Raw genomic sequence first — 22,383 nt, 5'->3', positions numbered from 1 at the left:
AAAATGGAAAATTTAATAGCACAAAAGGTAGTCGAAGGAATTCATCATCTTTATGGTGAAAGTTTACAAGAAAATCAGGCGCAACCACAAAAAACAAAACCTGATTTTAAAGGAGATTTAACAGTTGTGGTATTTCCATTTTTGAGAGCATCTAAAAAATCGCCAGAACAAACTGCTGATGATTTAGGGGTATATTTAAAAGAAAATATATCTGCCATTACTGATTATAATGTGGTGAAAGGATTCTTAAATCTTTCTATATCTGCTAGCTTTTGGTTAGAAGAATTTAAAACCATTTCTACTACTGAAAACTTTGGTTTTGCTCAAAATTCGGGTAAAACTTATATGGTAGAATATTCTTCGCCAAACACAAATAAACCTTTACACCTGGGGCATTTACGTAATGTATTTTTAGGTTTTTCGGTTGCAAATATTTTAAAAGCTAACGGACATCAAGTTTTTAAAACTCAAATTATAAACGACCGAGGAATTCATATTTGCAAGAGTATGATTGCTTGGCAAAAGTATGGAGAAGGAGAAACTCCTGAAAGTTCAGGAATGAAGGGAGATCATTTGGTGGGAAAATATTATGTGGAGTTTGATAAAGCTTACAAAAGTGAAATTAATGAATTAGTAAATTCAGGAATTGAAAAAGAAGAGGCTGAAAAGCAAGCTCCAATATTTAAAGAAGCCCAAGAAATGCTATTGAAATGGGAGCAAGGAGATGAAAAAGTTGTGGCTTTATGGAAAGAAATGAATAGTTGGGTGTATGGAGGTTTTGATGTAACCTACAAAACAATGGGAGTTGATTTTGATGAGTTATATTACGAATCTGATACTTATTTGTTGGGAAAAGATTTAGTAGAAAGTGGTCTAGCAAAAGGAATTTTTTATAAGAAAGAAGATGGTTCGGTTTGGTGTGATTTAAGTAGCGATAAATTAGATGATAAACTTGTTCTTCGTGCTGATGGAACTTCAGTTTATATGACACAAGATATTGGTACAGCTATTGAACGTTATAAAAATCACAATGATTTAAATGGGTTAATTTATACTGTAGGTAATGAACAAGAACATCATTTTAAGGTATTGTTTGCAATTCTTAAAAAATTAGGATACAAATGGGCTGAGGAATGTTATCATTTGTCTTATGGGATGATAAGTTTGCCAGAAGGTAAAATGAAATCTCGTGAAGGAACTGTTGTAGATGCAGATGATTTAATGGAATCGATAGTTGCAGATGCTAAAGAAATGACACAAGAACGAGGTCATATAGAAGGAATGAATGAGGCGGAAAAAGAAAGTTTATATGCATCGATTGGCTTAGGTGGGTTAAAATACTTTTTGTTAAAAGTTGACCCTAAAAAAGGAATGATTTTCGACCCTAAAGAATCGATTGACTTGAATGGAAACACAGGACCTTTTATCCAGTATGCTCATGCTCGAATTCAGTCGTTATTGGCAAAAGCTAATGATTTAGGATATAGTAAAGCGTTTACTGATGTTGAGATAAACGAAAAAGAGCAAGGGTTAATTAAAACTTTAAAAGATTATCCCGTAATTATTGCTGAAGCTGGTAAAAATTATAGCCCGGCTTTGTTGTGTAATTATATTTTCGATTTAGTGAAAGAGTTTAATAATTTTTACCAAACGGTAGATATATTAAGAGAAGAGGATAAAAGCAAATTGGCTTTCCGTTTACAATTAGCCGAAACAGTTGGGAAAGTTGTAAAATCTGGAATGAACTTATTAGGAATTACTGTTCCTGATAAGATGTAAATCTTGAAAAAACACGTTGAAGAATGAAATGTGTTTTTGAAAAGCTAAGCCATCTGAATTCGCTTAAAGCGAAGAAAATGTATTGCCTACGGTTTGTATATGGTTTGTTGCGTGTTTAAGCACCTAATTTAGTTAATAAAAACTGAATAGAAAATCCGAGAGGGTTTTCGTAAGTAAGCTAGAACTAGCAATAAATTATATACTTTGTTAGGCGCTGTGTTTTTTATTTACAATTTTTCTTTAATTGCTTTTCTCCAAAAGTAAATTCCAAAAACACAAGTCACAATTGCAAACATAATTCCGTTTTCGCCAAGCCAATGTTCCATTCCCTCATTTTTAATTGTTAATTCAGGTAATATTTTTTGAATATACACATTGCTTACTGCGTGAAAAATTACTGCTGGCCATAGACTTTTAGATTTAAAAGTGTAGTAAGTCATAATAAATGACATTGATACAATAACAACATAAAATGTCGTCAATTCCAAGATTACATTTTCGCCATAATATACAATTAATGGCCAATGCCAGGATGCCCAAATTATTCCACTAAAAACCGAAACACCAGTAAAAGAAAGAACCTTTTTTAATTCATAGATAAAGAAACCTCTCCACCCAATTTCTTCTCCTAAAGTCGTTGCTGCTGCTCTTATCACTTCAACAGTTCCTAATAATATTATAGCTATAATTATTGAGGATGTTGTATTTAAAGTTCCTATTCCAACCAATCCAAGTTCTTTAGCCCAATCAGAAATTACTCCCTTATTAGCTAAACCTCCAAATCCGAAAATCCAGATTAATATATAAGTTATTAAGCTATATACGGCTGGAATGAAATAAGATAATCGAATATATTTCCAATTTCCCCAATTCCAATTTAGGGAAGAAATAGATCGTCCTTTTATTCTTAATGTAATTATTGTAGCTATTGCTGGACACCACATTAAACCTCCAATATATATTCGTGAAGGATATAAATTAACTATGGCATAATAGAATAGAGAACTTATAACTGTAACAATTGCTAGGAAAATAAAGATTGTGTTCCAAGTTTTTTTTCGTTCCGTTAAACTTTCTTGCATTTGAGTTTTCTGATTGGTTTGTTAATGGAAGACGAAAAGTTAGTAGTTTTGTTACATTGCGCCTAACAACCGAATAAACGTACCGGTACGTTTATTCGCACTATGTGTTTAACTCAAATTTAGTAATTCAATCGGACTTTTTATTGCTTTTATATTATTTATCGCAACTTGAGTGTAAACTTCTGTAGTTCTTGTACTGTTATGTCCCAGTAATACTTGTATGTAACGTAAATCTGTTCCGTTTTCTAATAAATGGGTGGCAAAACTATGTCGGAGCATATGTGGTGTAATGTTTTTTCTTATTCCTGCTTTTTTAGCGGCAGTTTTAATTATTTTAAGAACGCTTTCAGGACTATATTTCCCTCCATTTGGACTCTCAAATAAAAACAATTTTGGTTTCCATTCTATATAGTAGCTTCTTAAATCTGCTAAAACTGTTTCGCTCAATATGGTTTGTCGGTCTTTATTTCCTTTTCCATTTTTAATAGTAATTACCATGCGTTTACTATCTATATCTTCTAGCTTTAAATTTAGCAATTCATTTCTACGAAGCCCTGCCGAATATAATAAACTAACAATGCATCTATGCTTAATATTATTGGTGTTGTTTATAATATTTTGAACCTCTTCAAGGCTAATTACTTTTGGTAAACTTTCTTTTTTTATTGGTCGTTCTACGCTATAAAATCGGTTTGGCATTTCCAGTACTACTTCATAATAAAATTTAATGCTATTAATCATTTGGTTGATGTAAGAGTGCGATTTTTCTTGTTGCACTAACAACTGTAAATAAGTTCTTATATCGTTTTCATTTACATGTGTTAATTCTTTGTTTTTATAATGATTAATAAACCGCTCAAACATATTAATGTATGTTTTTGCAGTACTTAAAGCATATTGTTTAAGTTCTAGTTTTTGTAAATATTCCTCTGGGCATTTTCTGTAATCATACGGTAATTCTCTGTTTCTAAAGTCGTTAACTTTTACTGGACTATTGTTGGTTTTTATTTTATTATTAGGGAAAAAGCTAGCACAGTTAATCCAAGCCAAGCCTTTAAAATCATTAAAAATGAGGTTTAAATTGTTAGGGTTATTTTTAATATACGCCATCCCAAATTCATTACTCCATTTTACATTAGGTAAGCCTTTTATAACTGTTTGCAATAGTTTGTCAGGGTAAAATTTAATTCCAATTTGTTTCTCATTATTAATAAGTAAGTGTTTTAAGGTTATATTTTTATTAAAATTAGCGTTCATTTTATTTTTAAATATAGTTGATGGTTAAATCATAATAAAATTTAACCATATATTTATACGTCTATTAAACGTTTAAAATACGATTATGAAGAAATGCCCAAATTGTGGAGAAAAAGTAAAAGGGAGGTCAGATAAAATATTTTGCACTCCTTACTGCAAATCATCTTATCATTATCAAAAAGATATTGAAAAAGAAGATAATTTGTTTAGAAAAATTGACAAGCAACTAAAGTTGAATAGGCGATTACTAAAAAATTACAATAAATCTGGAAAATCTGTAGTACGTAAAGCAGCTTTATTAAAAGATGGCTTCGACCCTAAATATTTTTCTAATTATTGGAAAAACCAAAAAGGAGATGTGTATTTATTTTGTTACGAGTATGGATTTTTAGAAAAAAAAGAAGGCGATAAAGTAAAATATGTTTTGGTACAGTGGCAAGAATACATGAATTAATAAAAAAGATAATATGAGAATATCATTAAACAATATAATACAAAGTAAATACAACAAACCAATTTTATTGGATTATGGTTTTAAAAATAATGGTTTAAAAAAGCCTGTTATATTGTTTGCTCATGGATTTAAAGGGTTTAAAGATTGGGGTCATTTTAATAAAGTGATGGAGCATTTTATTGAGAACGATTTTGTGTTTGTAAAGTTTAATTTTTCTCACAATGGCGGAACGGTTGAGCAGCCAATCGATTTCCCCGATTTAGAAGCTTTTGGTAATAACAATTACACCAAAGAATTAGATGATTTACGAACGGTTACCGATTGGATTGAGGATAATGAGCATATACCTGCAGAAGAAATTAATACAGAAGAAATTTATTTGATTGGGCACAGTAGAGGTGGAGGAATAAGTGTGATTTCAGCATCGGAAGATAAGAGAATTAAAAAATTGGTAACCTGGGCTGCTGTAGCTGATTTAATTAATCGTATACCAGAATCGCAATTAGAATTTTGGAAAGAGCAAGGTGTAATTTATGTTGAAAATGCAAGAACCAAACAACAAATGCCAATGTATTATCAGTTTGTAGAAGATACATTAAATAATAAAGAACGCTTAACGATTGAAAATGCAGCACGAAAAATCGATTTTCCTCATTTAATTATACATGGAACAAACGATAAGGCAGTTGATGTAACTGAAGCACATAATTTAGCGAAGTGGAATTCGAATGCCGAATTGTTCATTATTGAAGATGCTGATCATGTTTTTGGAGCATCTCATCCTTTTATTGAAAGTGGGTTTCCAGCAGATGTGAAATTGGTATTAGAAAAAACAATTCAGTTTTTTAAATAATACTAAAACACAATGTGTTTTTGAGGTCGTGGCCCTTTACCGTATCGGTATTTGTTTGGTTTAGTATAAAGGTGTCTTCCTTTGTTACTTCCTTTAATCGTAATAGAACCTTTACCTTTTGGTTGGGCTGGTTTGCTTTTTTCAGTGATAGCTTGTTTTACAATTTCTTGTTTTATTTCTTCGTTCTTTTCTGATATAATTACCTGATTTTCGGCTCTTTCTTTTTCGGCTTTCTCTGCTAATTTTGCTGCTTTTTCTTTTGCTAATCGTTCTTCTTTTTCTCGTTTTTCTGCAATTTCTTTTTCTTTTAAAGCTTCTTTTTCTTGTTCTGCTCTTTTTTCAGCTTCCTCTTTAGCTAGTGTTTTTGCTTTTTCGTTTTCTTTAGCTTTATTTAAAGCATCTTTTTCTTCTTCTTTTGCTTTTTCTTCTGCCAATTTATTCGCTTCAGCTTCTTCTTTTAATTTAGCTTTTTCTAATGCTTCTTCTTTTGCTTTTGCTTCAGCAATTTTTTGTTCTTTAGCTAATTTTTCTTCTTCAGCTTTTTTGGCTGCTAAAGCAGCTTTTTCTAATTCTTTTTTTTCAGCTTCAGCTTTCGCTAAAGCTTCTTTTTCCGCTTTTTCCTTAGCTAGCTTTTCTTCTTCGGCTTTCTTTTCAGCAGCTTCTTTTTCTGCTTTTGCAATAGCTTCAGCTTCAGCTCTAGCTTTTTCTTCAGCTCTAGCTTTTTCAGCTTCCGCTTTTTTGTTAAGTTCTGTATTTATTAAGTTAATTTTTTCTTTAGGTTCTGGTTTTTCTGGAAATATAGTTAAGGCATTTTCGTAGGCTTTTTTAGCTTCTTCCCAGTTCTCTTTTGAGAATAGTTTGTTTGCTTCTTTTATGGCTTCGTTATAAGCAGATTCTTGTTCTGCTATTTTTTCAGCACACTCATCTAACATCTCGTTTACGGCAGAAAGTTTAGGTCTAGAATAAACCATATCCCACTCAATAACATTTTTTTCGGCAAAATAATTTGCTTTACCAATGGGCTTGTCTAGCATAGGAGTTTTAATGCAATCGTTGGGTTTAAAAAGTGTTATTTCTGCACTAATATCGGGTACTCGTTGGCGTTTAATATCTGGAACACCAGCAGTATTAATAATGATAATTTTACTAATTAAACCAGGTTTAGAGTAGGTGATGGTATATTCTTTATCATATTCCAATACCATTTTATATTCGCCTTTACCATCAGATGTTCCGGTTGCAAAACTTTTTCCGTTAACTGTGGCAGTAATTTTAACTCCAGAAATGTTATCTCCTGTATAATAATCAGAAATAACTCCATCTAAAAAAATGTTGTCTTCGTTAATTACATCTGTTCGGTTAGTCCCAGAAAGTTGGGCGTATGAAATGCTATAAAGTAAACATGATATTAAAAATAGTAGGGATTTTAGTTGCATTAAAGTTGGGTTAATTAATGTTTTAAAGCCCTATCCATAGCTCTTTTATCGTCTTTTGCTTTTAAATCTTGGCGTTTATCATGTAGCTTTTTACCTTTTGCTAAAGCGATGTTTAGTTTTGCATAACCATTTTTATTAATAAATATTTTGAGAGGTATAATGGTTAAACCAACATCTTTTTTCTTTTTGGTTAGCTTGTCAAGCTCACTTCTGTTTAACAAAAGCTTTCTGTCTCTTTTGGGATCGTGGTTGTTGTAAGTTCCTTGCAAATATTCGGCGATGTACATGTTTTTAATAAACAATTCACCATTTTTTATAAAACAATATCCCTCAATAATACTGGCTTTACCAGCTCTAATACTTTTAATTTCAGTACCAGTTAATTGAATACCAGCAGTAAACGTTTCAATAAATTCATATTCGAAACTTGCACGTTTGTTTTTTATGTTGATATCGTTACTCACAACTCAAAATTAGTACTTTTTTAGCCAAGAGCAACATCTAATACCATCATAACGATAAACCCGCCAATAAATCCAAGTGTAGCTACATCTGTGTATCTGTCTCGTTGTGTTTCCGGAATAACTTCCTCTACAACTACATAAATCATTGCTCCTGCTGCAAAAGCTAAAGCGTATGGAAGTATTGGTTGAAATGTCATGACCGCCCAAGCTCCAAACGCAGCAGCAACTGGCTCTACAATTGCAGAAAGTTGACCGTAATTAAAACTTTTCCAACGAGATAAACCTTGTCTTCTTAAAGGCATAGAAACAGCCATCCCTTCAGGGAAATTTTGAATACCAATACCTATTGCTAGAGCTACAGCACCACCAAGGGTAGCGCCATCAAATCCAGCCGCGACACCTCCAAACAACACCCCAACAGCTAGCCCTTCTGGTATGTTGTGTAAAGTTATTGCTAATACTAGTAGAGTAGAACGATGCCAATCTGTTTTTACACCTTCAGCTTCTTCTTTTTTAAAGTTGATGTGTAGGTGAGGCATCACTTTGTCTAAACCAAATAAGAATAAAGCTCCTCCTGCAAAGCCTAAAGCAGCTGGTACCCATGGTATTCCTCCAGCATTTTCTGAAAGCTCAATAGCTGGTGCCAATAAAGACCAGTAACTTGCAGCAACCATTACACCACCAGTAAAACCAAGCATTCCATCAAAAATTGCCCGATTCATGGTTTTAAAGAAAAACACAAACGAAGCACCTAAGGCAGTAAGTCCCCAAGTAAAAAGGGTTGCGTAAACGGCTTGGGTTACAGGACTATCTACCGATTCGAAAAACGATAAAATTTGATCTAACATTTTAGTTTATTTTTTTAATGTATAAATTTTTACTGGCTTGATTCGATACTGTTGAAGTAGACTTTTTATTTATTTTTAACGACATTGAATTATCAAATTCTATTTTATCAGTTACAGCTATTTCAGTTCCTAAAACCAAGTTTAGTTGGTCTAAATAGTTTAAAAAGCTTTTAGAATGTTCTTTAACACCTACAATAACCCCTTTTTCACCGATATTAAGGTCAGCTAAGGTTAGTTCTTTATGTCTAGCTATATTTCCATCTTTATCAGGTATTGGATCGCCATGTGGGTCGTATTTTGGGTTTTCTAAAAAATGGTCTAATCGCTCTACTAATTCGTTGCTTTGAATATGTTCTAATTGCTCAGCAATGTCATGAACTTCATCCCACTTAAAATTTAGTTTGTCCACTAAAAAAACTTCCCATAATCGGTGTTTTCTAACAATAGAAATGGCAATCTGTTTTCCGGTTTCAGTTAAGTTAACTCCTTTGTAGGGTGCATAATTAACTAGCTTTTTATCGGCTAATTTTTTTAGCATATCCGTGACAGAAGATGCTTTTGTATCCATTTCTGCTGCTACAGCATTGGTAGAAACTTCCGTTTTTCCTTTGCTTAGTTTAAAAATAGCCTTTAAATAATTTTCTTCTGTAAAAGAATTCATTGCTTATTTTTTTACAAAGGTAATTATTTATTCAATATTAATGTAAATATATTTTTAGAGTTGTCTAAAAATTATATTAGATTTGCCTTTTATTAATTGTTAATGAAGATTTTAATTTCACTTTTACTAAGTTCTAGTTTTTTGTTTGCTCAAAATGCCAGTATATCAGGTGTTTTAACATCAAAAGATAAAATTATTGAATTTGCTAATGTTGGGTTGGCTGGAACAGTTTATGGGACTTCGACTAACGAAAAAGGTTTTTTTGAGTTGAAAGATATTAAGCCTGGAATGTATAATCTACAAATTAGTGCAATAGGTTTTAAGCGTTATCAGCAAAATATAACTGTTAAAAATGGCGATAATTTAAAATTGAATGTAAATGTAGAATCTTCTACATCTCAATTAAATGAAGTGGTAATTACGGGAACTTTAAAAGAAGTTTCTATTATGGAATCGGCAGTTCCAATAGAAGTTTATACGCCTGCTTATTTTAAGAAAAACCCAACTCCAGCTTTATTTGAATCGTTACAAATTGTAAATGGAGTTCGACCACAAATTAACTGCAGTGTTTGTAATACAGGCGATATTCATATTAATGGGATGGAAGGACCATATACTATGGTTACTATTGATGGAATGCCTATAGTTGGAGGTTTGGCTTCTGTTTACGGCTTAAATGGAATTCCAAATAGTATGATAGAACAAATGGAAGTGGTAAAAGGGCCAGCTTCAACTTTATATGGTTCAGAAGCAGTAGGAGGATTGATTAATGTAATTACGAAGTCTCCCGATCGTGCACCTGATTTTTCAATTGATGTTTTTGGGACAACATGGGGAGAAATCAATACAGATGTGTCGGTTAAGTTTAAATTGAATGAAAAAGTTTCGTCAATGCTAGGTTTAAATTATTTTAATTATTCAATTCCGAAAGATAACAATGGCGATAATTTTACGGATGTTACTTTACAAGACAGAATATCGTTATTTAACAAATGGAGTTTTAAGCGAAAAAATGATAGACAAGCATCTATTGGATTACGCTATATTTATGAAGATAGATGGGGTGGAGAAATGGATTGGACACCAGAATTTAGAGGTGGAGATAGCTTGTATGGCGAATCAATTTATACAAGTAGATTTGAGTTAATTGGTAAATACCATATGCCAGTTAAAGAAACTATTATTTCCTCTTTTTCATTGTCTAATCATAATCAAGATTCTAGGTATGGCAACACAAGTTATATTGCTCAGCAAAATATTGCGTTTGGTCAGTTGTTTTGGGACAAGACCATAATGGATGTACATAATTTTGTTTTAGGAACTGCTTTACGTTACAATTATTACGATGATAATACTTCTGCAACTTTTTCATCGGACACGATAAATCGAACAAATAAGCCAGAAAACTATTTATTACCAGGAGTGTTTTTACAAGATGAAATCAGTTTAAATGAGAAAAACAAATTGTTGTTGGGATTACGATATGATTATGATTCAAGACATGGAAGTATTTTAACACCAAGAGCAAATTATAAATGGAGTGTAAACGATAATAATATAATTAGATTAAGTTTTGGAACGGGCTATCGTGTTGTTAATTTATTTACTGAAGACCATGCTGCAACAACAGGGGCTAGAGAAGTAGTTGTTTTTGGTGCGTTGAAGCCAGAGCAAAGTTATAATGTAAACTTAGCTTATCAAAAATTTATTAATACTGGTTTTGGTTTTATCAATTTTGATGGAGCTTTATTTTACACTTATTTTACCAACAAAATTGCTCCTGATTATGAAACAAACCCTCAACAAATTATTTATGAAAACTTAAATGGAAATGCGGTTTCACGTGGAGGTAGTTTTAATTTAGGGATTAACTTTTCTATTCCATTAAATATAAAAGTAGGAGGTACATTTTTAGATGTTTACCAAATGGAAGAAAACCTAGAAGGAAAGTTAGAGCGACAGGAACAATTGTTAACCGAAAAAGTATCAGGAACCTATTCTGTGGCTTATCATTTACAAAAGGCAAACATAAAAATAGATTATAATGGCAATGTTTACGGTCCAATGAAATTACCTTTGGTTGAAAACGATTTTAGACCAGCATATTCGGATTGGTACAGCATACAAAATATACAAGTAACTAAAACCTTTAAAAAAGGCTGGGAAGTTTATGGTGGAGTTAAAAATATCTTAAACTTTACACCTCCGGCTTATTCTATTTTACGACCAGAAGACCCTTTTGATAAAAATGTAAACGACCCAATCAATAACCCAAATGGATATACTTTTGACCCCACTTACGTTTATGCTTCAAATCAAGGAATAAGAGGGTTTTTTGGAATTAGATATACTTTTTTGAAATAGTATTGTGTTTAAGTTGTCCTTTTAAAACTGTTAGGGTTTTGTTAGAAAGGAAGTCGCTTGTTATTATTGTATTTATTAAGTTCTAAGCCAAGCATGAGCATCAGCTTCATTTTTAAAAATTTTGATTGGAGTTTTTGGTCTGTTTACATTCATGAAAAAACTTAGAATAATTACGTGTGAAAGATTATTTGATATGAGTGCGACTTTTCTTCTTTTAGGAGAAGAGTATTCATTTGCAGCAATTTCACGTGCTTTTTTAGACATTGAAGAAAAAGGATTAGCGTAAACAGCCACTACATAATCATTTTCACCAACTAAGAGCTTATACCCAGCATATATTTCATGAATATCCTCAGCTTCAATAGTTTCACCTTCATTAATAACAAGAGATATAAAATTATTGTCAATTAAATCTATGGAAAATTTATTATGTTCAATTAAAGGCATTTCGACGAAAAACACTATTTAACAGATAAAGTTAATTAATGTGTCGTTAATTGGTGTATAAATATTAGCTTTTTTTACAATTTTTAATAAAATCAAAAAATTACTTTGGTGTAATTATTCAAACTATAAATTTATTTATAAGTTTTTATCTCTAACTTTTCCCCATCAAATACGGCGAAAGAGTTATAATTAATCCATTCGCCTAAATTAAAATAGGTCGAGTTTTCGTTTAGTTTTATTTCTAATGGTAAGTGGCGGTGTCCAAACACAAAATAATCAATGTGTTCTTTTTGTAAATATTCACGGCAATAAATGGCTAACCATTCATTTTCTTCTCCCAAAAATATTTCATCACTACCAGCATTTACTTTTCTACTTTTACTGCTCCAATAGTTGCCTATTCCTAGCCCAAAGTTAGGGTGGATGCGTTCAAAAGCCCATTGGCATAATTTATTAGCAAAAACCTTTTTTATAAATTTATATCCGTGATCACCTGGTCCTAAACCATCGCCATGTCCAATTAAAAACTTTTTTCCGTTAAATTCTCTTGTTATGTTGCCTCGGTGCAATGTAACACCTAATTCTTTTGGAAGATAATCGAACATCCACATGTCGTGGTTACCAGTAAACAGTGTAATGGGTATTCCGCTATCGGTTAACTCAGCAATTTTACCTTGTAAACGAACAAAACCTTTAGGGATAGTATGCTTGTATTCAAACCAAAAATCAAATAAATCGCCTACTAAAAATATTTCTTTAGCATTATGTTTTATTTCATCTAGCCACGTAACAATAAGCTTTTCTCGCTCTAGGCTCTTTTCGTAATTAGGAGCGCCTAAATGAAAATCGGAAGCAAAGTATATTTTAGTTTTTTCTGGCATAAAATTTAGTACTGCGAATGTAATAAAATTCAAAATTCTGACTAAAGATCTAAATTTCTAACCATTTCAAACGGTTTAATGGTATATAAATTGAGTGAGAATCTAATTTTTTCGCTGTATTTTAATTGGTTTAATTCGCTCGACATTTTAATAGGAAAGTAAATCTCAAAGATATTTGGAACAACAATTAAAGTTGCACCAAAATTGTAAGCAACGTTAGAAACTTCGTCAACTTCATTTCCTTTAAAATCTCTTGCAGTATAGCCAGATAATCCAGCATCAGCATATAATCCGATAAAACGAAGAGGTAATGTACTTTTAATATTTATGGCATTTAGCCATTTATTAGCAGAAGGGATAGTGGTATAGTTTTTAAAGCCACCATCAGTTATCATTGCTTGTTGATTTAAATAGCCATCTGTTGTATTACGAGCCAATAAAATGTGATCATACATATAATCAGAATTACCACTTAAATTATAATTAAACCTAATAGAAGCATTGTTGTTATATAAAAATCGACCCACAAATAATCGGATGTCTAATCCGGTTTTTGGCTTACGGTAAGCGAAACGGTAATTGGCTTCTAAATTTAATTTTACAAAATTAGTAGATTGTTGGGTATTTACAGTTACTAAAAATGGATTTATTGGATGTTTACTCTTTAAAATAAACGATAAATTATTTACGTAATAATCTTCAAAATCTAATGTGTAAAAGGCATTTCCATCAGCATCTCTGTCATAATTCGCTACTTCTTCAATAATATTCACAAACTGATAATTAATATTAAAAGAATTAAATTGACGAGGGTTACGTTTCTTGAATTCAAAATTAATTTGTGGAGCTATTTTGTAATACTCTAAAGCTTGTATTTCATCATTATTAGGTTTGTTAAAATTTAAATAACTAAACGAAGATGATTTTATTCCAATGGCAACATCCTGAAATAAGCTGTTTGGCATAATATGGTAAAACGCATTTGCATATCCGTTTAGGTTTTTTGAACCAAAAGCATATAATGGTGCGATTACATATTCAAACTTTTTACTCGGAATTGTTGAGTTGTAAAAAGCTGTCCCTAACATAAAATTGTCGTTGGTATTCCATCCTGCAATAGGAGTAAAAAACAATTGGGTTTTATTAGGGTTTTCAGTACTCCCCATAAGTTGCAAACGAAAAGGTTCCATAGTTTTAAAGAGCCCTTTGGTTTTTAACGTATTATTTTTACGGTTAATTTCAGGGATGTCAAGATTAGCATCAATTTTAAAATGACTATAATCGCCTTTTTTAAAAGTGAGGAGCTTTTTGTTGCCAATAGGCTCATACCATTGGGTGTGAACAATTTCATTATTCTTAATTCCGGAAACTGAAAAAGGTCCATTTATTTTGCCATTGTTTTTTACTTTTAAGAGTATATTTTCAGCATTTGAAGTGTCCTTTTTTGTCGTAGTGATTTTATAATCTATTTTTTTAGTTGTTTTAATAATATCGTCAAAAAACCAAGATAAATCTTTGCCAGTTTCTTCTTCAAAAATTGCTCTTAAATCTTGTGGTTGAGGATGTTTAAATTTCCATTCGTCAAAATAATGATGCATACATTTGTCAAAAATCTCTTCGCCTAAATAGGCTAATAAGTAATCGAAAACAATTGCTGTTTTAGAATAAACAATACCACCATAATTCATGGAAGTATAGTTGGCACTTTTTTCTTCAATTGCTTGGTCTTTATTTAATCGAGCATTTGTTGTGTAAAGCAATTCATAACTAGCTTTATGTTTATAATCTGCTAAATCAAAAAACCGAAGTAGGGGAGTAATACCTGAATCAACTGGTAATAATTTAGCATTTGGATATTTAGTTTCAATATATCTGTTTTCGTTTAGTGAATTTAAGCCTTCATCCATCCAAGGGTGATCACGTTCGTTTGAACCTAAAATACCGTAAAACCAGTTGTGTCCAACTTCATGCATAATTACAGTTTCTAAACCAAAATCATTTCCTGACTCTCCAATTACAGTTACGTTTGGATATTCCATTCCTCCCCCAGCACTTAATGCGCCATCAACTGCAGTTACTTGCTTGTAAGGGTAATCTCCATTCCATAAAGAATAATAATAAATAGCGTCATTCAAGTATTCAATACTTTTCTTCCAGAGGTAAGCTTCGTTGTTTGTAAACATTGCCCAAGTAGTCACTTTTTCTTTGCTGTGAGGCAATTCAACTTCTCCTTTTAAAACATGGTAACGCTTATCTGCAAACCATGCAAAATCATGAACATTTTCTTGATGGTAATTTAGTGTTTTTAATGTGTCGTTTGATAAAGGGAAAGCTAAATCGGTATCATCAAAAGTTTCAATTTTAGTTGCTGTTTCTATGGCTTTTAGTGAGAGCCATTCTAATTCCTTTTCTCCATTTATTAAATCTCCAGTTGCTCCAACAATATAATTTTTAGGTAAAGTAATTTTCACATCAAAGGTTCCATATTCTGAATAAAACTCACCTTGGTCTAAATAAGGCATTTGGTGCCAACCATCTTTATCATAAACAGCAGGTTTTGGATACCATTGAGTAATCTGATATGATTCTCCCATATGTCCTAATCTTGAAAAAATGCCTTTAGGCAATTTAACACTAAAAGGAGTTGAAATTTCAACCGTTTCTCCAGGTAAAAGTGTTTCAGCTAAAAAAACGCGACAAATATCTTCGTTTTTAAAATCATATTCCCATTCTAAAACTTTTCCTTTTGAGGTAAAATTTAAACCGTCAATAAATCCTAGCTCTTCATCTTTAGCGTGATAAAAGCGTGTTTCACCATTTTCGAGTTTTTGTTTACCTAGCGCTGTATTGTATTTTTTATAAGCATTTGGCCAAATATGAAAATAGATATACTCTAATTTGTCAGGTGAGTTATTAGTGTATTCAATTGTTTCAGATGCATTTAATTGATGAAGTTTATCGTTTAATTCAACATCAATAGCATAGTTAACTGTTTGCTGGAAGTATGGTTTTTTAGTTTGTTGTGAAAAAATAGTAATTGGACATAATAAAAGAAGTGTTATGAAATTTATTGTTTTCACACTTAAATTATTTACTAATTTTTTCTTTAATCATAGATGCTAAAATATCAATAGCTACTTTGTTTTCACCACCAACAGGAATAATTAAATCAGCATATTTCATTGTAGGTTCGATAAATTGATTATGCATTGGTTTAAGTGTTTTTTCATACCTATTTAAAACTTCTTCAACATCTCTTCCTCTTTCGGTAATATCTCTTCTTATTCTTCTAATTAATCTTAAGTCAGAATCGGTATGAACAAATATTTTAATATCACATAATTTACGAAGCTCTTCATTAGTATAAATTAAAATACCTTCAACAATCAAAATGTCTTTTGGATGAATAACAGCGTAATCTTCTGTTCTTGAATGAGTAGTGTAAGAATATATAGGTTGGTTAATAGTTTCTTTATTTTTTAAAGCCTTAATATGACTTAACATTAATTCGAAATCAATTGAATTAGGATGGTCGTAGTTTATTTTGGTTCGCTCTTCATAACTTAAATTGTGATTATCATTATAATAAGAGTCTTGCATTAAAATAGCTACGTTCTCTTCAGGAATAAAACCAGCTATTTTATTTACAACTGTTGTTTTTCCGGAACCTGTACCTCCAGCTATACCTATTACTATCATTTTGTTTTAATTAGTAGTTGAACTTAACGAATATATTGAGCTTAACAATTCTTTTATAATTAACGTCATTTTTGGTTCTGCAGCTCCAGCAATTTCTTGAACTTCTTCGTGACTTATTTCAACAATTTTACCTTGAACGCCCAAATCTGTAATTATTGATAAAGCAACACATGGAAGTGACATATGATTAGCAACTATCACTTCAGGAACTGTGCTCATTCCAACAGCATCTCCCCCCAAAATTTTAACATATTTATATTCTGCTGGAGTTTCGTAGGTAGGGCCGGATAAACCAACGTAAACACCTTGTTGAAGTTTAATGTTGTTTTCGGCTGCAATATCAATTATTTTATTGTTTAATTCTTTCGAGTATGGTTCACTCATGTCAGGAAAACGAGGACCTAATTCATCAATATTTTTTCCTCTTAAAGGATTGTCAGGAAATAAATTAATATGATCGGTGATTAACATGATATCACCTATTTCAAAATTTTCGTTTACGCCACCACTAGCATTACTTAAAACTAAATGAGTTATTCCTAAGGCTTTCATAACTCTTAAGGGAAAGGTTGTTTCTTTGGTCGAATAACCTTCATAATAATGAAAACGACCTTGCATAGCTACAACTGGAATGTTATTTATTTTACCAAATATTAATTTTCCAGAATGACCTTCAACAGTAGAAGTAGGGAAGTTTGGAATTTCATTGTATCCAAATTGGTGCTCAACTTCAATCTCTGAGGCTAAGTTGCCAAGCCCACTACCTAAAACAATCCCTACTTTTGGAATTGTTGTAATTTTTTCAGTTAAAAAAAGTTTAGTTTCTTGAATTTGCTGTAACATACTTTAATATTTTGTTGTCAAACTCTTCTTTATCGTTTCCGTGAAAGCAAATTTCAATTGGAATATAAAAAATAGGAAGTTCTTTTAATTCGTTATAAATTTCGGGCAAAGATAATCGCATTATATCTTTTTCTGTTGTAATTATTACTTTATTATTACCATATAAATTTTTATAACTAGTCTTTATAGTTTCAATATCTTCTTTTTGAAATAGATAATGGTCTCCAAAAGCTAAATGTTCTATATTTTGATAATTATCTTTTATATAATAATAAAAAGCGTCTGGTTTTGCTATCCCAGTAATTAATAAGACTGAATTAATATCAGCAGGAGGGAAGGTTAAATTTTTACAAGTATCTTTAAAAGAAGATAGTTTTCCATATTTTGTGTAAGAGAAAAATATTTCTTGATAAGGTTTTGGGTTTAAGTCAGTCTTTATTCTTCTAATATCAATAGGAGATAAAACGGATGGAGATTTAGAAACAATTATAATATCTGCTCTATTACTTCCAATTGACCATTCTCTTAATCTACCAGAAGGTAAAACAGTATCATTAATATATAGTTTACTATAATCTGTAATTAAAATATTAATTCCTGGTTTAACTGCTCTATGCTGGTAAGCATCATCTAGTAATATAATTTGGGTTTCAGGAACTAAACTTTTAATTTGTTCAATTCCATTAACTCTTTTTTCATCAACTGTTACTGTAATATCAGGAAACTTATTTTGAATCTGTTTTGGTTCATCGCCAATTGTTGATGCATCAGAATTATTGTTGGCTAAAATAAAACCAGAAGTTTTTCTTTTGTAGCCTCTACTTAAAGTAGCAAGTTTATAATTGTTAAGTAACCTTATTAAGTATTCAATGTGTGGTGTTTTACCTACACCTCCTACATTTAAATTTCCTACAACAATTACAGGTAAATCAAATTCAGTTGATTTAAATATACTCCAATCATAAAATTTATTTCTAAGAAAAGTAATTATACCATATATAATAGATATGGGGTAAAGCAATATGTTAAGAATACGAATCAAAGTAGAAGTAAAATTAAAATTTTATTATAATAAAAATAATGAATATAAATTATTTCGTATATTTGTTTGTAAATGAAATTACTTTCAAACATATCATTAAGATTATTAACACCAATTTTTATTGTGTTATTTTCTTTATCATCTTGTACTAAAGGTGGTGAACCTGTCCCTTCTTCTAGTTTAGGGAGTGATGATATTAATGCTATCGTAATTGATAATTCTTTAAATTCTCAAACTGCAAGAACTACAAAAACAGTTGTTGGTGGTGATGATAATGAAGATGACGACGATAGTAGAGATGAATTTGGTGGACATCGTTAAAATTCCTTTTTTTTTCTTTTTCCTTTAAATGTTTTATTTTCTATGCGAAATACCTAATATTTCGACCGTTAGTTAATTTATGTTAATAAATCTTAAAATTTCTTAATAAGTTTACATTAAAGAAATTTGGTTAACAAGATTTTTATTACATATCTTTACGCCTCTTATTTGCACGAGACAAAATTTTTTTAAAGATTAAACTATTGAATATGTTGAAAAGACTAGCTTTTTTAATGTTTACTGTTGTACTTAGCTTAGCTGCAAGTGCGCAATCAGGTGGGACAATTAAAGGTAAAATGATTGATAAGGTGACTAATGAGCCTCTTCCTTTTGCTAATGTTGTTGTTTTTAAAGGTGGAGCACAAGTTGCCGGAACCATGACTGATTTTGATGGGAATTATTCTATTTCTGCTCTTACGCCAGGTTCTTATACAATTCAAGCTTCTTACGTAGGTTACCAACCAATAAAACTAGCTGGTGTTATTGTTAATGATGGTAAAATAACATTTGCTGATGTTAAAGCTGGTCAGGGTATTGATATGGATGTATTTGAAGTTGTTGAATATGAAGTTCCTTTGATTTCCAAGGATCAAACTTCGAGTGGAGGAACTGTTACTCGTGAATCAATCGATAAAATGCCGGGTCGTTCTGCTTCTGATATAGCAGCTACTGTTGGTGGTGTACAAGTAAATGAAGATGGTTCTTATAATATTAGAGGTTCTAGAAGTAATAGTACAGATACATATATAGATGGTATTAGAGTTAGAGGTAATGCAAATTTACCTAAAGCAGCAATTGAGCAAGTTAATGTTATTGTTGGTGGTTTACCTGCAGAATATGGAGATGCAACTGGTGGTGTTGTAAGTATTACTACAAGAGGAGCTTCGAAAGATTGGTTTGGAGGATTAGAATATTTAACTTCTGGATTTAAAAATGGTGATGATGTCGTTGGATTAGATAAGTTTGGATTTAATCTTTTAGGATTTAATTTGGCTGGACCTATTTTAACTAGAAAAAATGATAAAGGTGAAAAGACTGATGCAATAGCAGGTTTCTTTATTTCGGGTGAGTTTAAACATCAAGTTGATCCAAATCCTTCTGCAATTGATAATTATAAAGTTAATAATGATGTTATGGATGAGTTAAATGCTAACCCATATACAAGATCATTTGATGATGGTGGAGGTATTATTAATAATGCATCGTATGTAAAAGCAAATGATTTAGAAGCTATTAAATTTCGTCAAAATGTTGCAGCTAGAGGAATGAATTTAGCTGGTAAGATAGATATTTCACCTACTAAAAATACAACCGTTACGTTTGGTGGTACTTTTGATTATAATGACAGAAATGCTTATATTAGAAGCTACGCTTTATTCAATTCTCAAAACAATCCTCAAGTTATTGATCGTAACTGGAGAGCTTATGCTAGAGTTACTCAACGTTTTGAAAATAATGATTCAGAAGAGAGTTCTTCTTTAATTAAAAATGCATTCATTTCTTTACAAGCCGATTATTCAAATGTTCATCAGGTAGTTCAAGATGAAGGGCATCAAGATCGTTTATCTGATTATGGTTATGTAGGTAGGTTTACTTCTACTAGACAAGATCAATACAATCAAGAAGCTTTTACTCCTCAAGATGCTAATGGTAATAATTTATTGGCTGGAGATGGTTCTGACTCTACAGCATTTGGTTCTCTTTCTACTGCTACAACTACATTGTATGAATTTCAAGCTGGTGATATTAACCCAATCTTAGCTAACTATACTCAAAGTTACTATGATGCTTATGCTAACGATCCTTTTGGAAACTGGGAAAGACCAATTCAAGTAGAAGGTGGTGGTGGATTACTTAATGGTAATACTGGTGCTGCTTCAGTTTATAATTTATGGTCATCAATGGGTGGACAGTACAATAATTATTCTGTTACATCATCGGATCAGTTGAGAATTACTACTGCTGGTAGTGCTGAAATAAAAGGTCATGCTATTAAATTAGGTTTTCAATATGAACAAAGAGTTGTTGGTCAATATTCTATTGCACCAGGTGCTTTATGGAATACTGGTAGAGGTTTAGTAAATACTCATATTGATAATAGAGATTTTAGAGAAGGTAATTATACAGTTGGAGAAACTTATGTTCCTAATGGCTTTGGTCTTGATACAATTGCTCAATATACTTTTGAATCTTATTATGGTGAAGGTCAAACACAATTTGATAAAAATATTAGAGAGAAATTAGGTTTGGCTCAAACTGGAACTGACTATATAGATTTTGATTCTTATGGAAGTGATGTATGGTCTATTGAAGATTTTACTCCAGATGATTTATTTAATAACTATAGCCAAAATGGTATTAACTATTACGGATATGATTATACAGGTAAAAAATTATCTGGCAATCCTACTTTAGATGATTTCTTTACTAAGAAAGAAAATGGAAATTATACAAGAGAGGCTGGAGCATTTAAACCTATTTATATGGCTGGTTATATTCAAGATAAGTTTGCTTTTGAAGACCTAATCTTTAATGTAGGTGTCCGTATTGATAGATATGATGCAAATCAACCAGTATTAAAGGATAAGTATTCATTATTCCCTGTAAAAACAGTTGCAGAGGTTGGTAATATTTCTGATTTACCTTCTAATATTGGAGAAGACTTTGTAGTTTATGTAACAGATGCGGGTAACCCTACAACTAATGATATTGTTGGATATAGAGATGGTGATGTTTGGTATAACAAAGAAGGTAAAGAAATTACAGATCCTTCTGTTTTAAGTTCAACTGGAACTCCTGCTCCTTGGTTGGTTGATCCAAATGATGATTTAGCGTTTACAGATTTAGATGGAGAGTCTTTTGTAGATTATGAGCCAGAAATAAACATTTCTCCTCGTATTGCATTTTCATTCCCTATCTCTGATGAAGCTTTGTTTTTCGCTCATTATGATGTGTTAACGCAAAGACCTTCATCTAATAGTAGTTTACAATTAATTGATTATTTATTAATTCAACAAACAAGTAATTCTATTAACAATCCTGATTTAAAAGCTGAAAAAACTGTTGATTTTGAACTTGGATTTCAACAAAAAATTGATAATTATTCAGCAATTAAAATTGCAGGTTTTTACCGTGATTTAAAAGACATGGTTCAAATAACTCAAGTTATTGGTGCTTATCCAAAAAGTTATTTATCATATGGTAATAAAGATTTTGGTACAGTTAAAGGGATGACTTTTAGTTATGACCTAAGAAGAAAAGGAAATATTTCGTTAAGAGCTGCTTATACATTACAGTTTGCTGATGGAACTGGTTCTAGTACAACATCATCATTAAACTTAGTATCATCAGGTAATGGTAACTTAAGAACGTTGTTGCCATTAAGCTTTGATCAAAGACATGTAATTGTTCTTTCTGCTGATTACAGATATGGAGCTGGTAAAAATTACAATGGACCAGTTGTATTTGGAAAAGACTTATTTTCAAATACAGGTTTAAATGTTGTGTTTAGAACTAATTCAGGTACACCTTATACTAAAACTTCAAGAATTGTAAATAGCGCAGTAATAACTGGAGCTGTTAATTCTCCAATAGAAAGTTCATTAAACGGTAATAGATTACCATGGACTCAAACAGTAGATATTAAATTGGATAAAAACATTGATTTAAAATGGGGTAAAGGAGAAGGCGAAGAAAGAACTAAAGCTTATTTAAATGTGTACCTACAAATCTTAAATGTTCTTAACACTAAAAATATTTTAGGAGTATATTCTGCTACTGGTAATGCTGATGATGATGGTTATTTAGCAGCGGCTGAATGGCAACAATTAATAGCAACAAATGTAGATGAAGAAGCTTTTAGAGATTTATATAAAGTAAAAGTTGAAGATCCTAGTAATTTCTCTCTTCCAAGAAGATTTAGATTAGGTTTACAATTAAATTTTTAAGATAG

18 protein-coding genes are annotated in these 22,383 nt (G+C 31.3%); 6 read left to right on the top strand and 12 right to left on the bottom strand.

The window, feature by feature from the left end; all coding sequences use genetic code 11:
- The first annotated feature begins 3 nt into the window (after positions 1–3).
- On the top strand, positions 4–1,779 hold the full coding sequence (gene argS, locus FRY74_RS02430; RefSeq protein WP_147098263.1) for an arginine--tRNA ligase: 1,776 nt from the start codon (positions 4–6) through the stop codon (positions 1,777–1,779).
- A 227-nt stretch (positions 1,780–2,006) separates the two neighbouring features.
- Here the strand turns inward: argS and FRY74_RS02425 are convergent, their stop codons facing one another.
- Together FRY74_RS02425 and xerA are read right to left on the bottom strand one after the other, a co-directional pair.
- Positions 2,007–2,861 carry a CPBP family intramembrane glutamic endopeptidase gene (locus FRY74_RS02425; RefSeq protein ID WP_147098261.1) on the bottom strand — a complete coding sequence of 285 codons (855 nt, stop codon included), beginning with the start codon at positions 2,859–2,861 and terminating at the stop codon, positions 2,007–2,009.
- Between the two features lie 108 nt (positions 2,862–2,969).
- On the bottom strand, positions 2,970–4,118 hold the full coding sequence (gene xerA, locus FRY74_RS02420; RefSeq protein WP_147098259.1) for a site-specific tyrosine recombinase/integron integrase: 1,149 nt from the start codon (positions 4,116–4,118) through the stop codon (positions 2,970–2,972).
- Positions 4,119–4,203: 85 nt separating this feature from the next.
- Between xerA and FRY74_RS02415 the strand changes: the two genes are divergently transcribed.
- Both FRY74_RS02415 and FRY74_RS02410 read left to right on the top strand, forming a co-directional pair.
- Positions 4,204–4,572 carry a hypothetical protein gene (locus tag FRY74_RS02415; protein ID WP_147098257.1) on the top strand — a complete coding sequence of 123 codons (369 nt, stop codon included), beginning with the start codon at positions 4,204–4,206 and terminating at the stop codon, positions 4,570–4,572.
- A 13-nt stretch (positions 4,573–4,585) separates the two neighbouring features.
- Positions 4,586–5,425: an alpha/beta hydrolase family protein gene (locus tag FRY74_RS02410; RefSeq protein ID WP_147098255.1), complete on the top strand. Its 840-nt coding sequence runs from the start codon at positions 4,586–4,588 to the stop codon at positions 5,423–5,425.
- Positions 5,426–5,427: 2 nt separating this feature from the next.
- Here FRY74_RS02410 and FRY74_RS02405 read toward each other — a convergent pair whose 3' ends face one another.
- The 4 genes from FRY74_RS02405 to FRY74_RS02390 are packed head-to-tail and all read right to left on the bottom strand — an operon-like array spanning position 5,428 to position 8,834.
- Positions 5,428–6,861, bottom strand: a complete 1,434-nt coding sequence (locus FRY74_RS02405) for a hypothetical protein (RefSeq protein WP_147098253.1) — start codon at positions 6,859–6,861, stop codon at positions 5,428–5,430.
- 14 nt (positions 6,862–6,875) lie between these two features.
- A complete protein-coding gene (smpB, locus tag FRY74_RS02400) occupies positions 6,876–7,325 on the bottom strand; it encodes an SsrA-binding protein SmpB (RefSeq protein ID WP_147098251.1) in 450 nt (149 codons plus the stop codon).
- Between the two features lie 20 nt (positions 7,326–7,345).
- On the bottom strand, positions 7,346–8,173 hold the full coding sequence (locus FRY74_RS02395; protein ID WP_147098248.1) for a ZIP family metal transporter: 828 nt from the start codon (positions 8,171–8,173) through the stop codon (positions 7,346–7,348).
- Between the two features lies 1 nt (position 8,174).
- Positions 8,175–8,834, bottom strand: coding sequence for a metal-dependent transcriptional regulator (locus tag FRY74_RS02390; RefSeq protein ID WP_147098246.1), 660 nt, complete (start codon positions 8,832–8,834; stop codon positions 8,175–8,177).
- Between the two features lie 102 nt (positions 8,835–8,936).
- Between FRY74_RS02390 and FRY74_RS02385 the strand changes: the two genes are divergently transcribed.
- Entirely contained in the window at positions 8,937–11,198 is a 2,262-nt protein-coding gene (locus tag FRY74_RS02385) for a TonB-dependent receptor (protein ID WP_147098244.1), read from the top strand.
- Between the two features lie 75 nt (positions 11,199–11,273).
- On the opposite strand, the gene FRY74_RS02380 is transcribed toward FRY74_RS02385, so the two are convergent.
- From FRY74_RS02380 to lpxK, 6 genes are all read right to left on the bottom strand, one after another.
- Entirely contained in the window at positions 11,274–11,660 is a 387-nt protein-coding gene (locus FRY74_RS02380; RefSeq protein ID WP_147098242.1) for a DUF7793 family protein, read from the bottom strand.
- A gap of 116 nt (positions 11,661–11,776) precedes the next feature.
- The gene (locus tag FRY74_RS02375) at positions 11,777–12,526 is read right to left on the bottom strand and encodes a UDP-2,3-diacylglucosamine diphosphatase (RefSeq protein WP_147098239.1); all 750 of its coding nucleotides are present in this window, start codon (positions 12,524–12,526) and stop codon (positions 11,777–11,779) included.
- A gap of 41 nt (positions 12,527–12,567) precedes the next feature.
- On the bottom strand, positions 12,568–15,606 hold the full coding sequence (locus tag FRY74_RS02370) for a M1 family metallopeptidase (protein ID WP_147098238.1): 3,039 nt from the start codon (positions 15,604–15,606) through the stop codon (positions 12,568–12,570).
- Between the two features lie 7 nt (positions 15,607–15,613).
- Positions 15,614–16,225 (bottom strand): uridine kinase, encoded by a 612-nt coding sequence (gene udk, locus FRY74_RS02365; RefSeq protein ID WP_147098236.1) that lies wholly within the window; start codon positions 16,223–16,225, stop codon positions 15,614–15,616.
- Positions 16,226–16,231: 6 nt separating this feature from the next.
- On the bottom strand, positions 16,232–17,068 hold the full coding sequence (locus tag FRY74_RS02360) for a purine-nucleoside phosphorylase (protein ID WP_147098234.1): 837 nt from the start codon (positions 17,066–17,068) through the stop codon (positions 16,232–16,234).
- Complete coding sequence (lpxK, locus tag FRY74_RS02355; protein WP_170227923.1) at positions 17,043–18,089, bottom strand: tetraacyldisaccharide 4'-kinase; 1,047 nt, start codon at positions 18,087–18,089, stop codon at positions 17,043–17,045. Before lpxK ends, FRY74_RS02360 begins: the two co-directional genes overlap by 26 nt.
- Positions 18,090–18,182: 93 nt before the next feature.
- Here lpxK and FRY74_RS02350 point away from each other — a divergent pair, with 93 nt between their 5' ends.
- Positions 18,183–18,431 carry a hypothetical protein gene (locus FRY74_RS02350; RefSeq protein ID WP_147098230.1) on the top strand — a complete coding sequence of 83 codons (249 nt, stop codon included), beginning with the start codon at positions 18,183–18,185 and terminating at the stop codon, positions 18,429–18,431.
- Between the two features lie 209 nt (positions 18,432–18,640).
- Complete coding sequence (locus FRY74_RS02345) at positions 18,641–22,378, top strand: TonB-dependent receptor (RefSeq protein ID WP_147098228.1); 3,738 nt, start codon at positions 18,641–18,643, stop codon at positions 22,376–22,378.
- The last annotated feature ends 5 nt before the right edge of the window (positions 22,379–22,383 follow it).

Origin of the sequence: Vicingus serpentipes, from assembly GCF_007993035.1 — a bacterium.
In the GTDB taxonomy this organism is placed as follows: Bacteria; Bacteroidota; Bacteroidia; order Flavobacteriales_E; family Vicingaceae; genus Vicingus; species Vicingus serpentipes.
Note: the sequence above shows the minus strand (reverse complement) of the source record. Positions and strands in the feature narration are given on the sequence as shown.

Bases quoted from the DNA above. Each gene is read 5' to 3' on its own strand.
- FRY74_RS02360 (WP_147098234.1), bottom strand. From the start codon at position 17,068: ATGTTACAGCAAATTCAAGAAACTAAACTTTTTTTAACTGAAAAAATT.
- FRY74_RS02390 (WP_147098246.1), bottom strand. From the start codon at position 8,834: ATGAATTCTTTTACAGAAGAAAATTATTTAAAGGCTATTTTTAAACTA.
- FRY74_RS02410 (WP_147098255.1), top strand. From the start codon at position 4,586: ATGAGAATATCATTAAACAATATAATACAAAGTAAATACAACAAACCA.
- FRY74_RS02345 (WP_147098228.1), top strand. From the start codon at position 18,641: ATGTTGAAAAGACTAGCTTTTTTAATGTTTACTGTTGTACTTAGCTTA.
- xerA (WP_147098259.1), bottom strand. From the start codon at position 4,118: ATGAACGCTAATTTTAATAAAAATATAACCTTAAAACACTTACTTATT.
- udk (WP_147098236.1), bottom strand. From the start codon at position 16,225: ATGATAGTAATAGGTATAGCTGGAGGTACAGGTTCCGGAAAAACAACA.
- FRY74_RS02385 (WP_147098244.1), top strand. From the start codon at position 8,937: ATGAAGATTTTAATTTCACTTTTACTAAGTTCTAGTTTTTTGTTTGCT.
- FRY74_RS02350 (WP_147098230.1), top strand. From the start codon at position 18,183: ATGAAATTACTTTCAAACATATCATTAAGATTATTAACACCAATTTTT.
- FRY74_RS02395 (WP_147098248.1), bottom strand. From the start codon at position 8,173: ATGTTAGATCAAATTTTATCGTTTTTCGAATCGGTAGATAGTCCTGTA.
- FRY74_RS02405 (WP_147098253.1), bottom strand. From the start codon at position 6,861: ATGCAACTAAAATCCCTACTATTTTTAATATCATGTTTACTTTATAGC.
- FRY74_RS02375 (WP_147098239.1), bottom strand. From the start codon at position 12,526: ATGCCAGAAAAAACTAAAATATACTTTGCTTCCGATTTTCATTTAGGC.
- FRY74_RS02415 (WP_147098257.1), top strand. From the start codon at position 4,204: ATGAAGAAATGCCCAAATTGTGGAGAAAAAGTAAAAGGGAGGTCAGAT.
- FRY74_RS02425 (WP_147098261.1), bottom strand. From the start codon at position 2,861: ATGCAAGAAAGTTTAACGGAACGAAAAAAAACTTGGAACACAATCTTT.
- argS (WP_147098263.1), top strand. From the start codon at position 4: ATGGAAAATTTAATAGCACAAAAGGTAGTCGAAGGAATTCATCATCTT.